Source organism: Flavobacterium bernardetii (genome assembly GCF_011305415.1).
Classification (GTDB): domain Bacteria; phylum Bacteroidota; class Bacteroidia; order Flavobacteriales; family Flavobacteriaceae; genus Flavobacterium; species Flavobacterium bernardetii.
The window spans coordinates 381,158-397,010 of record NZ_JAANOQ010000001.1 but is presented as its reverse complement, the minus strand read 5'-3'; the positions used below and the strand labels follow the sequence as shown (position 1 = coordinate 397,010).

The following is a 15,853-nucleotide window of genomic DNA, read 5'->3' as shown; positions in this document are numbered from 1 at the left end:
AAAAAAAACCGATTTAAAGAAATAAATCGGTTTTCATCACATTATTTTGAAGTTTTATTTCTCCTTCCCCACCAAATTAAAAAACCTGTTACAGGTAAAGATGCACAAACCAAACTAAGTAACATGGCAATAATTTTAGACCAAATTCCGAAAATAGAACCCACATGAATATCGTAATTTGCAGCAATCGCTTTTTCTCCTAAATTTTTATCTTTATGAGAATGTTGATGTAATAAATCACCTGAATTCTCATCAAAAATTAGACTATGATTTACATGATATGAATAAGAAAGATGCTTTACAAATACCTCATAATTTGGATGTTCATGATCATCTAAATGGGGATAACCAAAATCTAAACTATATTGAAAAGAATTGGGATATAATTCTTCTACTTTTTGACCAATTTTGTCTAAAGTATGATTATTTCTAACTTCAATTGGTGCTTTGGTTGAAATATGTGAAAAATCTGGATAGGTGGTACTTCCCCCAGAAAACACAAAATACAAAATGGCTTGAACAAAGAAAAAAGCATAAAATAATCCTGTAAACGCCACAACAAAAGCTAAAGATGAAGCATAAAATCCAAAAATATTATGTACGTCATAGTTTTTTCGTCTCCAACCTTTAACTTTTTTCCAATCGAATGTAAAACGTTGTCTTATTGCTTTTTTATTTTTGGGCCACCATAAAATAATTCCGGAAATGAGCATAAAAACAAAAATTAAGGTTGGAATTCCGCACACATAAGTACCCCATTCTGTATTAAGCATAAAACTAAAATGAATGGATTTTATGATATTAAAAAAATCAGTTGTTTCATCATAAACACCTCTTATTTCACCTGTAAATGGATTGACATAAACCGACTTATAAATGATATATTCTTCATAAAAATTCCACCCTTTTGGATTTCTTTCATAGTAATAAAAAACATAACTTCTACTTTTATCAATAGGTACATTTACCCAATGAATAGGATATTTCTCATTAGTAAAGGCATCAACTTTTTTTTCTAATACTTTTAAAGAAAGTGGTTTTAGCTCTTTACTAATTGGAGTTGTATGATATATCGCATCTTTTCGCAAATAATTCGTAATTTCTTCCTGAAACACATAAATTGATCCTGTAATTGAAATTATAAAAACGATTAAACCCGTTGATAATCCTAACCAAAGATGTACTTTTTTTATAGCTTTTTTAAATTTCATTTTTTTAATTTAAAATGATAAAAACTCCTCAACCAATGGTTAAGGAGTGTTTTTAATTTTTTGTATGATGACTAAAATTTATAGGTCAAACCAGCTGTTAAACTGCGTAATTTTTGTGGTGTTACAGTCGACCAACCTGAGTAATATTTCTCATTTAATACGTTGTTTACTTTTAAAGAGATATTAAATTTATCTGAATTATAAGATAAAGCAGAATTTAAAATAGTATAATCTGGCAGTGTGAAAGAACCTGTGGTTTTTCTGTGTAAAACATTAAATTCACTTGCATAATTTCCTCCAAATCCTAAACCAAATCCTTTTAAATCACCTTCAGAAAAACTGTAATTTGCCCAAAAATTAACTAAAGTATTTGGTCCTGCTTCCTCTGGTCTGTAACCTAAATAAGAATCATCTATAATATCCTTAGTTACTTCACTATCATTATAGCTATAACCAGCAATTATATTTAAACCTTTTATTGGGTTCGCTGTAAAGCTAATTTCAACCCCATTACTATTAACCTCACCACCTTGTATAGAACTAATATATGTAGTTGGATCCGTCATTACTTTATCTGTAACATCTATATTATAATAACTAATTGTTGTAGAAATAATGTCTTTATATAAATTTGTTTTTAAACCAAACTCATATTGATTGGCCTGTTCCGGTTTAAAACTTTTATAAGTAACATTATCACTTTGAATAGAAGGTGCCATGTTTGTAAAACCATTCATATAATTACCAAAAACAGATACTTTATTTGGTATGATTTGATAAACAGTACCAAATTTTGGAGATACTGCTATTTGATTAAAACTTTGAGTTTCGGTTTTGCTTATAAAATTATCTACTCTTACACTCGCCATTACAGATAATTTTTCAGTTACATTTAATACATCAGAAACATAAGCACTAATTACTTCATTTTCTGCCATTGTTTTTCCTGAATAGGATCCTGTTAAAATAGCATCTACAGCATTTTGGGTTAACTCAGTTGGATTTGAACCAATATTATCTGTTTGATCAACCATAGAAATAGTTCCGAAAGACCTCCAACCTGCATTTGCGTTTCTTTGGTTCATGCTTAAATAGTCAATACCAACAACCATTCTGTTTCTTAAATTTCCAATTTTAAAATCGCCTATAAAGTTTTGTTGGATATCAGTTCCTTCTGTTTGCGAATTGGCCTTTGAAATAAATCTAGCAAATTCATCACCATTAGAAGAATCAAATAAATAGTGATAATAACCATTTGTTTTAGCAGTACTTCTGGATAAAACAGTTTGTGAAGTCCAACTATCAGATAATTTATAAAACATTTGTGCTTGTAAATTAAAAGTTGGATTGTTCATCGTTAACTCGTTAGAAGTATACGATTTCTTATAATTTTGTTCGAAAAGATCCATAGAAAAGAAAGAAATTGGCAAACCTCTATTTAAAAAAACCATTGGAGCATTTGCCGATTCTCTTTCTGAAAATTCAGTATTAATTAAAAAGGAAAGTTTATCGCTTACTTTATAACTTAATGAAGGTGCGAAAAAAAATGATTTATTAAATCCTGCATCTTGAAAAGAATTTTCTTTTTGGTAGGCCGAATTCATTCTCAAAGAAACATCTTTATTTAAAGGAATGTTTACATCAGCCGTTAATCGATCCATTCCGTAAGTTCCAGAATTATAACCAATTTCGCCACCAAATTTAGAATAAGGCTTTTTAGTTACGATATTAATTAAACCACCATAAGAAATCAAACTACTTCCAAATAAAGTTCCAGAAGGTCCTTTTATCACTTCAATATTATCCACATTTATGGGATCAATACTTCCATTATTAATGCCTGGTAAACCGTTAATCATAGTCGGTTGGACAGAAAAACCACGCATCGAATAAAATTCAGCTCCATCACCTCCTCTTCCGGTTGATTCCCATAATCTAGTTACACCGGTTGCATTTTTTAAGGCATCATTAAAATTTGTAACAACTTGTTCTTTTAATAAATCATTAGTTATCGTGTTATATACTTGCGGATTTTCGATATCCTTCAGTGGCATTTTAGAGACAGTAGTGCTTTTTTCTCTTTTATATTTTTGCAAATTCGAGTTGATTTTTACTTCTTCAATAGCTTTAACAGAATCTTTTTTTAGTTCTTGTGCATAAAATAAGGTGGGTAAACTCAATAGTAACAAATAAGTTAATGGTTTTTTCATATTATTTTTATTTAGAATAAATTAATTTAAAGCGCAAATATAAAATTGAAATTTTAAATTCGCAAATTTTATTTAGAATAAATAAAAATAATATTTTAAGATATTTATGTTGAAAAAATAAGATTTTTAAACTATAAATTTTTAAACTATAAACTAAAATTGTAACTTTGCATCGAAATTTATAGATTATGATGTTAGACAGATTACAATATGTAAAACAACGTTTTGACGAAATATCAGATTTGATTATTCAACCTGATGTAATTGCCGATCAAAAGCGTTATGTACAATTAAATCAAGAATATAAAAGTTTAAACGCGTTAGTTCAAAAACGTGAAGAATATATAAACCTTGACTCCAATATTAAGGAAGCACAAGAAATTATTGCGGATGGTTCTGATGCCGAAATGGTAGAAATGGCAAAAATGCAATTAGATGAAGCTAAAGATCGTTTGCCAGAATTGGAAGAAGAAATCAAATTTATGTTGATTCCTAAAGATCCAGAAGATGCGAAAAACGTTATGGTGGAAATTCGTGCTGGAACTGGTGGAGATGAAGCTTCAATTTTTGCAGGTGATTTATACAGAATGTATACAAAATACTGTGAAGGTCGTGGTTGGAAATGTTCTGTTGTAGATATGAGTGATGGAACTTCTGGTGGATTCAAAGAGGTGATTTTTGAAGTTACTGGTGAAGATGTTTATGGTGCTTTAAAGTATGAAGCTGGAGTGCACCGTGTTCAACGTGTTCCTCAAACAGAAACGCAAGGTCGTGTGCACACATCTGCTGCAACGGTAATGGTTTTACCAGAAGCGGAAGAATTTGATGTACAAATTGATATGAACGATGTTCGTGTAGATTTCTTCTGTTCTTCAGGACCTGGTGGACAATCGGTAAATACTACAAAATCGGCAGTTCGTTTAACGCACATTCCTTCTGGATTAGTAGCACAATGTCAGGATCAAAAATCGCAACATAAAAATAAAGATAAAGCTTTAATTGTTTTACGTTCTCGTTTATACGAACAAGAATTAGCTAAAAAACAAGCTGAAGATGCTATAACACGTACTTCTCAAGTAAGCTCAGGTGACCGTTCTGCAAAAATTAGAACCTACAATTATCCTCAAGGTCGTGTAACGGATCACAGAATTGGAGTAGATGTTTTTGATATGGATGGTGTTATGTCAGGAAAAATTCATAAATTTATTGATGAACTACAGTTAGTTGCCAATACTGAAAAATTAAAAGAATCTGAAGTGTATTAAAATACACTTTCAGATTCTTTCCAATATATTTTAGAAACCCCAAAATCTAAAATTAATTAAATAAGCATAATTAGAATTTGATTGCATTTTAAAATGTTTATCAAATTCTATCAATTTTCCGAAATCTCGGAATCATTTCAATTTATTACATTATTTCGTCAAAAAACGAGATAAATCAATACATTAATATTTAAAGATTCACACAAAATTTAATATTAACACTATTTATACCGTTATTTTTTTACTAATTTAAATTCCTTCTATGAAAAACAAAATTCTAATCGCTATTACTTTCTTTAGCTTTTATTATGCTAATGCACAAAGTTACTTTGGTTACTTAAATGACAACTATGCTGGAGTTCATTCAGTAATTAATAATCCAGCTAACATTGCAAAACCGATATAAATTTAGCTTCATTTAGCGGATTACTTACAAACGATTATTACGGTGCAAAATTTGGCGACCTTTTAAAAAGTGATTATGATTTTGAAAGAGACGGAAAACAATATCCAACGGAAGCAAATAATTTTTTAATTAACGTTGACGTTCTTGGACCCTCTTTTATGTTCAATTTAAACAAATCAAGTTCATTAGCTTTATTTACAAGAGCAAGAAGTATTACACATTTAAGTAATATTAGCGGTAAAGCGTTAAATGATATTCAAGAAGATATTAATGAAAATTATGAAGTAAGAAATCAAAATTTTAGTATTGCAGCTAATGCTTGGGCAGAATTTGGTGTTTCTTATGCTAGAATTTTAATGGACAAAGGTCAACATTTCTTAAAAGGAGGTTTATCTGCAAAATATTTATATGGTGGGTTTACAGGTTATGCAAAAGGAAATAATTTCAATTTAAAATATGATTATTTCGGAAATGATGCTACCAACACAACTACAACTTCAGGAAATATAGAAACCGGAAACATTACTTCTCTTGATGATTTTGATGATCCAACAGAAAATACAGGAAGTGGTTTTGGTGCCGATTTAGGTTTTACATTCGAATATCGACCTGATCATCAAAAATACAAATACACCAATAAAGAAGGTGGAACAAGCTACCATAAAGAACAAAACAAATACAAATTTAAAATTGGTGTATCCATTACTGATATAGGTGCTATAAATTATAAAGATGCAGTTGTGAGCGTTTATAATGCTAATACAAGTTATACAGACGCAGAATACGATGCTGATCCAAGTTTTGACAATTTATATACTAAGATTTCAGAATCAAAATCTGTGAGATTTAAATTACCAACTGCTATTCATTTAAATGCAGATTGGAGAATGAATAAACGCTTTTATTTAAACTTAAATACTGATTTTAGCGCAGTTTCTGCCGAAGACAAAAACTCATCTTACATTAACAATAACGTGAGTTTAACACCTCGATATGAAGTAAAATGGTTAGGTTTATATGTTCCAATTAGTTATTTAGAATATTCAGGTTTACAAGCTGGTTTTGGATTTAGAGTTGGTCCATTATTTGTAGGTTCAGGTTCTATTGTAAGTGCCATGCTTTCAGAAACACAAGCTTTAGACGCTCATTTAGGATTAAAAATTCCAATTTACCAAAGCAGAATTAAAGATATTGATTTTGATGGAATCAATGATAAAGACGATAATTGTCCAGATGTAGCCGGACCAGTTGAAAACAAAGGTTGTCCTTGTGGAGATGCAGATAATGACGGATTAACTGATAACCTAGACAAATGTATTAATGAATTCGGACCATCAGAAAACAACGGTTGTCCTTGGACTGATAAAGATGGTGACAAAGTTTTAGATAAAGATGATACTTGTCCGGATGTTGTTGGACCTGTTGAAAATAAAGGTTGTCCTTGGGGAGATGAAGACAAAGATGGTGTAACAGATAATTTAGATAAATGCCCAACTGTAATTGGTGAAAAAGACAATGAGGGTTGTCCTTACACAGATAAAGATGGCGACAAAGTTTTAGATAAAGACGACAAATGTCCAGATGTGGTTGGAACTATTGAAAACTACGGTTGTCCAGTTATTGACACGAAAGTGATTAAAAAACTAAACGACTATTCAAAATCTGTATTATTCGATTCTGGAAAAGCAACTGTTAAAGCCGATTCTTATGTAACTTTAGATGCTATGGCTGAAATTATGAAAGAATACGAAGCGAATAACTTTAGCATTGAAGGTTATACAGATAATGTAGGAAAACCAGAAAGTAACATAGAGCTTTCAGCGGAAAGAGCTTTAGCAATTAAAACCTATTTAATTTCTAAAGGAATTAACGAAAACAGATTGAATTCACAAGGATTTGGAGCAGCAAAACCAATTGCATCAAACAAAACTAAAGCTGGAAAATCGGCTAACAGAAGAGTAGAAATCAAAGTTGTTCAATAAGCTTATAATCAATATTTTAATTAAAACTCTTTCTTAACGGAAAGAGTTTTTTTTTATAAACTTTTCTTAAACAATAGTTTTTTACAATCAAAATATTTACTTTTATCACAAATATTGATATAATGACAATTACCCAATTATACTACGTTTTAGCTGTTGCCGAAAACAAAAATTTTACTCTTGCTGCCGAAAAATGCTTCGTGACACAACCCACTTTAAGTATGCAAATTCAGAAATTGGAAGAGGAATTAGGTATTCAAATTTTTGACAGAACTAAAAAACCAATCGGATTAACTGATGTTGGAAGTAAAATTGTAACGCAAGCGAAAAACATCGTTAACGAAGCCAACAGAATCAAAGATATAGTTGACCAACAAAAAGGGTTTATTGGTGGCGATTTCCGTATTGGAATTATCCCTACAATTATGCCAACATTATTACCGATGTTTTTGAATACTTTCATTAAAAAGTATCCGAAAGTCAACTTAATTGTAGAAGAATTAAATACTGTAGATATTATTGCAAAACTAAAAAATGGTCACTTAGATTGTGCCATTGCAGCTACACCATTAGATGAAGAAAAACTGAAAGAAATCGTATTGTACTATGAACCTTTCGTCGCTTACATTCCTGATAACAGTCAAAATAACAGTAAAAAAGAAATTGAAGTTTCTGATTTAGATGTCGAAAAAATATTGCTTTTACAAGACGGACATTGTTTTAGAAATAGCGTTTTGAATCTTTGTAAGACGAATAATTTCATTGGTGAAAACCATTTCCAATTAGAAAGTGGAAGTTTCGAAACCTTAATTAAATTATCTGATGAAGGTTTAGGAACGACGCTTCTTCCCTATTTACATACTTTAGATTTAAACGATAAAAACAAAGCAAAACTAAAACAATTTGCCAATCCAAAACCATCTAGAGAAGTGAGTTTAATTTTCTCTAAAAACGAATTAAAAATCCATATTATTGATGCGTTAAAAACGACTATACAAGGTGTAGTTCGTGGTGCGATTGCTTTTAGTGATGTGGAAATTGTAAGTCCAAGATAATTTACGATTTGGGATTTGGGATTTGGAATTTATTTAGATTTTTAAATCACATTCACATCACCTTTACCTTCTCTCACAATAATTGGTTCGTGACCGGTTAAGTCGATAATGGTTGACGCTATGTTTTCTCCATAACCGCCATCAATAACTAGATCAACTTGGTTTTGCCATTTTTCGAAAATTAATTCTGGATCGGTAGAATATTCAATTACCTCATCTTCATCATGAATAGATGTGGAAACAATTGGATTACCTAACATTTCCACAATTTGAATCGCAATCCTATTATCAGGAACTCTAATTCCGACTGTTTTTTTCTTACGGAAGTCTTTTGGCAAATCGTTATTTCCTGGTAAAATAAACGTATAAGCACCTGGTAAAGCGCGTTTTAAAATCTTAAATGTTGCGGTGTCAATTTGTTTTACGTAATCGGAAATATTACTTAAACTGCTACAAACAAAAGAAAAATTGGCTTTTTCCAACTTCACGCCTTTAATTTTCGCTAACTTTTCTAAGGCACGAGAATTGGTAATATCACAACCTAAACCATAAACCGTATCGGTTGGATAAATGACTAAACCGCCATTTTTAAGTACCTCAACCACTTTTTTAATGGCAGCTTCGCTAGGTTTGTCTTCGTAAATTTTTAGAAATTCAGCCATGATATTTTAGTGTTTAGATTATAGAGTAAAGATAAATGAAAATTATAGGAAAAAACATGATTTTCTCATTATAAAATTTCAAAAGATTCGTAAACATAATAGCTCCAAATCCCTTTTCTAACTTCAAGTTTTAATCTATAATTTTTTGGATTTTTTTCTGAGTATGACTTTATAAATTCATTACTAACGGGTATACTTTCGGGTTGATTTTTAAAGCGAAAACAAATTTTATCTCTATCTCTTCTTCCATATCCTTCATGGAATTCATCAACAGGTAGATTATAAACTTCTATTTTATTAGTTATGGATTCAATTTTATTAACACCATCCCAAATTATATTGGAAGGCATCCAAAACATAATAACAGAATACATAAAAGTCATAGCAACTAAAAATAACGGATAAAATATTTTCATTACAAAATACTTTTCTTTTTTAAGATCAATTAAGAGACTTCTCCAATACTCTGCTATAAAAGAGTACTTCACGGAAAAAATAAAACCTAAAATTGTTGGCAACCAAAAAACGTATAAAGTATATCTGTAATCTTCACCAAAACTTAAACTTTCAAAAAAAAGATAATAAATCACTCCGAGAACTAAAATTCCAATAAAAATCTTCTCTTCAATTTTAGCTCTCTTCTTTACTCTTGTTTTAAAAGCTGTTTTTGTTTCGAACTTTTTTCTTTTTTGAATCATAAATTTTTATACTCTTAAAACTTCTGAACTTTTAACTTCTGTCTTTTGCCTTTTTACTTATCCCTTTTTACTTTTTACTTGGCTCTTCCCTACCCAATCACATTTAACTTCGCGAACCTCAACAATAACTTCTTCAATCCACCAACATCGAAACGAATTTCTGCTTTTTTGTCGGCGCCAACGCCTTCTAGTCCTACAATTTCACCTTTTCCAAAGCGTTCGTGCATGACGATGTTTCCTACAGTTAAATTAGAGTCAAATAAATTCGCTTTATCCGAAGAACTTGCACCACTACTTACCGGTTTTAATCTTCTAATATTTACAGACGAAATTGGTTCGTTTTTAGAAATATATTCTGGAGGTGTTCCTGCTGTTGGTTTCGCTAAACGTAATTTCGATTTATCCACATCACCAAAAATATCAATATCCATAGTAGGTTTATATCGGTAACCTGAATCTATTGGATTCATATATTCTAAATACTCGCCATTAATTTCTTCAATAAAACGAGAAGGTTCACTATCTACTAATTTCCCCCAACGGTAACGCGATTGCGCATACGTCAAATACGCTTGATGTTCGGCACGAGTTAAAGCTACATAAAACAAACGGCGTTCTTCTTCCAACTCGCTTCGTGTGTTCATACTCATCGCACTTGGGAATAAATCTTCTTCCATTCCCACCACAAAAACGTGTGGAAATTCTAATCCTTTCGCCAAGTGAATCGTCATTAACGCAACTCTGTCATCATCACCTGTATCTTTATCTAAATCTGTCGCCAAAGCCACATCTTCCATAAATTCTGCCAAAGCACCACGAGCGCCATCAATTTCTTTTTGCCCTTCAGTAAAATCTTTAATACCGTTAAGTAATTCTTCTATGTTTTCAATACGAGCAATTCCTTCAGGCGTTCCGTCTTTTTTCAATTCTTGAACTAAACCTGTTTTCTTTGTTACGTGATCCGTTAACGTAAACGCATCTTGTTGTTCATTGATCACTTGGAAACTTTTAATCATCGTTACAAAATCTTGCAACTTAGTTTTCGTTCCTGAGTTTAATTTTAAATCGATTTTATCAATGTGCTCCATTACTTCAAAAATGGAACGTTTATAATGATTGGCTGCAACAGTCAACTTTTCTACAGTTGTATCACCAATTCCTCTTGCAGGATAATTTATTACTCGAATTAAAGCTTCTTCATCTTTTGGATTGATTACCAATCGTAAATAAGATAAGACATCTTTAATTTCTTTACGTTGATAAAACGATAAACCACCATAAATTCTATACGGAATATCTCTTTTTCGCAACGCATCTTCCATAGCACGAGATTGCGCATTGGTACGATACAAAATAGCAAAATGCGAATTAGGTAATTGGTTTTGCATTTTTTGTTCGAAGATAGTTCCGGCTACAAAACGCCCTTCTTCTCCATCCGTAACACTTCTATGTACTTTGATTTTCGGACCATCGCTATTGGCTGTCCAAACAATTTTATCTAATTTGGTTTTATTCTTATCGATAACATTATTCGCCGCTTCTACAATATTTTTCGAAGAACGATAATTTTGTTCTAATCGGTACATTTTAACGCCTTCGTAATCTTTTTGAAAGTTTAAAATATTATTGATATTCGCACCACGGAACGCATAAATACTTTGGGCATCATCACCAACGACACAAATGTTCTGAAATCTGTCTGAAAGTGCTTTAACAATCAAATATTGTGAGTGATTTGTATCTTGGTACTCATCTACTAAAATGTATCTGAAACGATCTTGGTATTTCGCTAAAACATCAGGGAAACGGTTTAATAATTCGTTGGTTTTCAACAACAAATCGTCAAAATCCATCGCACCCGATTTGAAACAACGCTCTACGTAATTATTGTAAATTTCACCCATTCGAGGCTTTTTGCTCATCGCATCTGCTTCTTGTAATTCGGGATTATTAAAATACGCTCGAACTGTAATTAAGGAGTTTTTATATTGGGAAATTCTTCCTAAAATTTGCTTCGGTTTATAAACATCTTTATCCAATTGCATTTCTTTGATGATACTTCCTAAACAACGTAAAGAATCTTGAGAATCGTAAATCGTAAAGTTGGAAGGATAACCTAATTTATCGGCTTCACTTCGTAAAATTTTAGCAAAAACCGAGTGAAACGTTCCCATCCAAAGATTTTTAGCTTCACTTGCCCCAACAATTTCACCAATACGCTTTTTCATTTCACGTGCTGCTTTATTGGTAAAGGTTAAGGATAAAATATTAAAAGCATCAACGCCTTGATACATCAAATTGGCAATTCGAACCGTAAGTACACGTGTTTTACCTGAACCTGCACCTGCAATAACAATCATGGCACCATCTTTTTGTAGAACTGGCGCACGTTGAGCTTCATTTAATTGATCTATGTATTGTTGCATTTTAAAAAGGATATTTATCAAAGCAAAAATACAGATTATGAAGCGATTTCAACTATTATTCGTCGTCATTTAGTTGTAAATTATCAACAATTTTTTTCTCTTCTGAAGTCAATAATAAACCAGAATTGGATTCCCAATAATCCGTAATTATTGAGTTTTTCTTGTTGATTAGGGATTTTTCTTTAAAAACATCTTCTTTATCATAAGGCACTAATTTTCTGCTATGACGTGTAGTCATTAAATAATTGGCAATTTCAATTTTATTTTCTTCGTTTTTTTTATCTTTTACCATCACACCAATTTCTTCTTTGGTGCTCGCTAAAAAATAATCTTCACCATCTAAAATATACAAGGCTCGGAAAGTAGAATTGAAAACTTTTCCTTTAATCACTTTTAAATTAGAAACGTCTGAAAACTCAAAACGACTAGGTTCTACGAAGTATTCTAATTCTAAAATGACATTTTTCTTAAAATTATAAATGATAGTAACTGTTGGTAAAAATTCTTCAATTTCAGGTTTTGGAGCAATTACCATTTGATAAAAATCTTCTTTTCCTTTAACTGTTTTGATTTCAAAATCGAACTTCTTTTTGGCTTTCGATTCTGCTAATTTTGTGATGTATTTAAAATCGTAATAATTCTGAATAATATCGTACATATTATAACTTAATGTTTTCTTTTCAATCTTTTCGTTATTGATTAAATTGTACGTTCGGTTTTGTTCGACTAAAATGTCTGCAGCGAATTTATCTGGCTTTTCTTTCAAACAAAAATTGACTAAACCATCCGAATACGAAGTATATTCATTGTTATATTTAAAAAATTCTCGAGTATATATTTTTAAATTAATTGGAGCCGTTAATTGCTTCATCGACTTGTCAATCAACGATTTCAATATACTGAACGATTGTTTATTTGTGATTACGACATCTTCAATCTCTTGAGAAATACTTTCTAAATTTAAGGTAATTACAGCTTCTTTTAAAGTCGCAGAATTGATATTAATCTGTTTGTATTCGAAGTGTGAAATCAGAATTCGAGAAGGCTTTGGAAGTTTGAATTTGATACTTCCTTCTTTATTACTTTGGAAGTTTTCATCGGTTCGAAGAATAGTCACCAAAACATTTTCAATAACATTCCCCGTTGCTTTATCTTTAAAGATTAAAACAATCTCCTTCGTCTGTGAAAAAGACAAAATGGGGAGGAAAATAAAATAGAAAAAAAGTAATTTTTTCATCATATCGCATTGAAAAACATACAAATATAAGAAATTTAACATTAAGTACATTTTTAAAAAAAATATTTTAGATTTGTAAAAAAAACTAAATATGACAATCGAAGATAAATTACTTGAAATTGCGACATACACTTTACCAGCGATTATAACTGGTGGTGTGGCTTTTATAATGCTACATAAATTCTTTAGAAATGAAGAAAACAAACGCAAATTTGAATTATTACGCGAAAACCAACAACAAGCTTTGCCAATAAGATTACAAGCTTATGAACGTGTAGTTTTGTATTTAGAGCGTATTAATCCAATCAATTTAATGATGCGTGTGGAACCAAGCAATTTAGATGCTCCAAATTATGCTACGTTTTTAATACACAATATTCAAACAGAATACGAACACAATATTTCACAACAAATTTACATAACACAAGATTGTTGGGAAATTGTAATGAAAGCTAAAAACAGTATTATTACTCAAATTCGTCAAACTTCTATTGGTGGAGAAGTAAAAACTGGCGACGAATTAAGAACTTTTTTACTAACAGAACTAACACAAACAGAAAGCGCAAGTGCTGTGGCTATAAGTTTTATTAAAGAAGAATTGAAAAGAGTTTTTTAATTCTTCCTTTTTGTCATGCTGAACTCGTTTCAGCATCTGAACTTGTTTTAGATAGATTCTGAAACAAGTTCAGAATGACAAAAGTATAGTTACTCCTTCAAAAATTTATTATACAAAGCAGCCGTTGTTTCATCAGCGGTTTTAGCTAACTCTTCTACTCGACTTCTAAACTCTGGTTTTTTTAATTTTTCACGAATAGTATCTCTAGAAAATTTCGTAAACTGCCATTTATGATGTGATGTGGCATGAAATAAAGCTGCGATTACATTTGGATCATTTGGATAGATTTTTAGTAAAACTTCCAAAGCATTTTGTCGTACTGAACTTTCATAATTCGTAGAAGAATAATCCAATAATTCTTTATACATCAAGTTTTTAGTAGCTTCCTCTTTTTCAGAAACTATCGCTAAACTCAACCACGAAATTCGGAAACTTTTATCATTATTTCCAATTATGTTTTTGGTTTGTGATAAGTAATTTTCTTTTTCTTCAGGGAAATTTTTGCATAAATTCAACAAGGCAATTTCCTTTGTTTGATACGAATCGTCATTCAAAAAGGTTTCATATTGTGCTTTAAATTCAACTGGCATTTTGGTTACGGTTTCTGCAATAGCTTGACGAACATACAAGTTTTGCTTCATTCCGATTTCAATCAACTCTTTTTTATCATTAAAGGAAGTATTTCCTAACTTGTAGAAAATATATTGCTTAATTGGAAAATACGTTTCCGATTGCAAAATAGCTTTGTAATTTTCTAAATCCTTTTTCTCTTTTGTGAGCTGAATATAAGCTGCAACCGATTTATTTTTTACTAAATAACTTTCTGCTAAAACCATATCGAAACCTGGAGTTTCTAACCAAGTTTTCTTGAAATTTTCTGTATCGAAAGTCTTTACAACCTTTTTGACTTCAGCTAGAAATTCATCTGTAATTACGTTTTTGTATTGGTATTTCTTTAAATATGTTTTTACAATTTTTTGGAAGTTTTTTGTGCCAATATCTTCACGTAACGTATGCAAAGCCCAAGCGCCTTTTTTATAAAACGATAAGGAACTCGCTTTTTCATTCATTACTGGAATTGTATCGGTTTTTGCAGCGCTTCTCAATTGCAAAGCATAATCGTACAATTCGTTATAAAAATAATCGTCACCGAAAACTTCTTTCTCTGCTAACAAAGCATAATATGTAGCGAAACCTTCTTGCAACCAATGATGTTTGCCAGATTGTGCTGTAATTAAATCGCCAAACCATTGATGCGCCAATTCATGTGCGTTGACATTGATGTAATTCTTATCATTAAAGCCAATCGAATCCACTACGAAATCTTGAGCGAAAATTGTGGAAGTCGTATTCTCCATTCCAGCATATAAAAAATCTCGAACCGGAACTTGACGATATATATTCCAAGGATATTTCACTCCAATTTCTTGTTCTAAATAATCGAAAATTTGTTTGGAATATCTGTATGTTGGTTCAAATTTAGCTACATCATTTTTATCAATATAAAATTCTAAAGGTGTTCCTGATTTACTTTTCGTTTCTTGCTTTTCAAAATTCCCAATCGCCAACATCACTAAATAAGACGACATGGGTTTTTGCATTTTGTATTCCCAAATTTTTTTAAAATTAAGATTAGTTAATCGATTTTCGTATAGATTTCCATTTGACAATGCCACAAATTCTTTTTGAATACTTATTTCAATATTAAAAATCACTTTCTCATTTACATCATCAAAACTTGGTAACCAATGACTGGTATATCTTCCCTGTCCTTGTGTCCATATTTGTAAATTATTCTTAGGATAACCGAAGTTATAATAACCATTAAAATACAAAGTTTGTTTAGGTTCACAATTATAATTAAGATAAAGCTTATTTCTACCTTTTTTAAATCCTTCAAACAATAATAATTCTTTGGTATTATTTATATGATTAACTTTTTTTCCATTGATTAAAACTTCGTTAAATTCCATGTTTTTTGCATCAATTCTAATGGTATCAATGGCAGATTTCACTTTAAATTCATAGTTAATTTCTCCAGAAATAGATTTTTGGGTAATATTTGGCATTATAAAAGCATTACAC

The 15,853-nt window shown here is 30.8% G+C and carries 11 protein-coding genes; 4 read left to right on the top strand and 7 right to left on the bottom strand.

Going from position 1 to position 15,853, the window contains the following annotated elements:
* Window positions 1-41: 41 nt before the first annotated feature.
* Together G6N05_RS01855 and G6N05_RS01850 are read right to left on the bottom strand one after the other, a co-directional pair.
* Window positions 42-1,211, bottom strand: coding sequence for a PepSY-associated TM helix domain-containing protein (locus G6N05_RS01855; RefSeq protein WP_166124861.1), 1,170 nt, complete (start codon window positions 1,209-1,211; stop codon window positions 42-44).
* 71 nt (window positions 1,212-1,282) lie between these two features.
* Entirely contained in the window at window positions 1,283-3,421 is a 2,139-nt protein-coding gene (locus G6N05_RS01850; protein ID WP_166124860.1) for a TonB-dependent siderophore receptor, read from the bottom strand.
* 191 nt (window positions 3,422-3,612) lie between these two features.
* On the opposite strand from G6N05_RS01850, the gene prfA reads away from it, so the two are divergent.
* The 3 genes from prfA (at window position 3,613) to G6N05_RS01835 (ending at window position 8,129) form a co-directional block, all read left to right on the top strand.
* Window positions 3,613-4,686 (top strand): peptide chain release factor 1, encoded by a 1,074-nt coding sequence (prfA, locus tag G6N05_RS01845; protein ID WP_166125422.1) that lies wholly within the window; start codon window positions 3,613-3,615, stop codon window positions 4,684-4,686.
* Window positions 4,687-5,250: 564 nt separating this feature from the next.
* The gene (locus tag G6N05_RS15750; RefSeq protein ID WP_166124859.1) at window positions 5,251-7,074 is read left to right on the top strand and encodes a DUF5723 family protein; all 1,824 of its coding nucleotides are present in this window, start codon (window positions 5,251-5,253) and stop codon (window positions 7,072-7,074) included.
* Window positions 7,075-7,196: 122 nt separating this feature from the next.
* A complete protein-coding gene (locus G6N05_RS01835; protein ID WP_166124858.1) occupies window positions 7,197-8,129 on the top strand; it encodes a LysR substrate-binding domain-containing protein in 933 nt (310 codons plus the stop codon).
* Window positions 8,130-8,170: 41 nt separating this feature from the next.
* On the opposite strand, the gene G6N05_RS01830 is transcribed toward G6N05_RS01835, so the two are convergent.
* The 4 genes from G6N05_RS01830 to G6N05_RS01815 form a co-directional block, all read right to left on the bottom strand.
* Window positions 8,171-8,791: an L-threonylcarbamoyladenylate synthase gene (locus G6N05_RS01830; RefSeq protein ID WP_166124857.1), complete on the bottom strand. Its 621-nt coding sequence runs from the start codon at window positions 8,789-8,791 to the stop codon at window positions 8,171-8,173.
* Between the two features lie 68 nt (window positions 8,792-8,859).
* Entirely contained in the window at window positions 8,860-9,489 is a 630-nt protein-coding gene (locus tag G6N05_RS01825) for a hypothetical protein (RefSeq protein WP_166124856.1), read from the bottom strand.
* An 89-nt stretch (window positions 9,490-9,578) separates the two neighbouring features.
* Complete coding sequence (locus tag G6N05_RS01820) at window positions 9,579-11,915, bottom strand: ATP-dependent helicase (RefSeq protein ID WP_166124855.1); 2,337 nt, start codon at window positions 11,913-11,915, stop codon at window positions 9,579-9,581.
* Window positions 11,916-11,970: 55 nt separating this feature from the next.
* Window positions 11,971-13,152, bottom strand: coding sequence for a carboxypeptidase-like regulatory domain-containing protein (locus G6N05_RS01815; RefSeq protein WP_166124854.1), 1,182 nt, complete (start codon window positions 13,150-13,152; stop codon window positions 11,971-11,973).
* Window positions 13,153-13,243: 91 nt separating this feature from the next.
* Between G6N05_RS01815 and G6N05_RS01810 the strand changes: the two genes are divergently transcribed.
* Complete coding sequence (locus G6N05_RS01810) at window positions 13,244-13,768, top strand: DUF7935 family protein (protein ID WP_166124853.1); 525 nt, start codon at window positions 13,244-13,246, stop codon at window positions 13,766-13,768.
* An 89-nt stretch (window positions 13,769-13,857) separates the two neighbouring features.
* On the opposite strand, the gene G6N05_RS01805 is transcribed toward G6N05_RS01810, so the two are convergent.
* On the bottom strand, window positions 13,858-15,837 hold the full coding sequence (locus G6N05_RS01805; RefSeq protein ID WP_225875111.1) for a M1 family metallopeptidase: 1,980 nt from the start codon (window positions 15,835-15,837) through the stop codon (window positions 13,858-13,860).
* Between the last annotated feature and the right edge of the window lie 16 nt (window positions 15,838-15,853).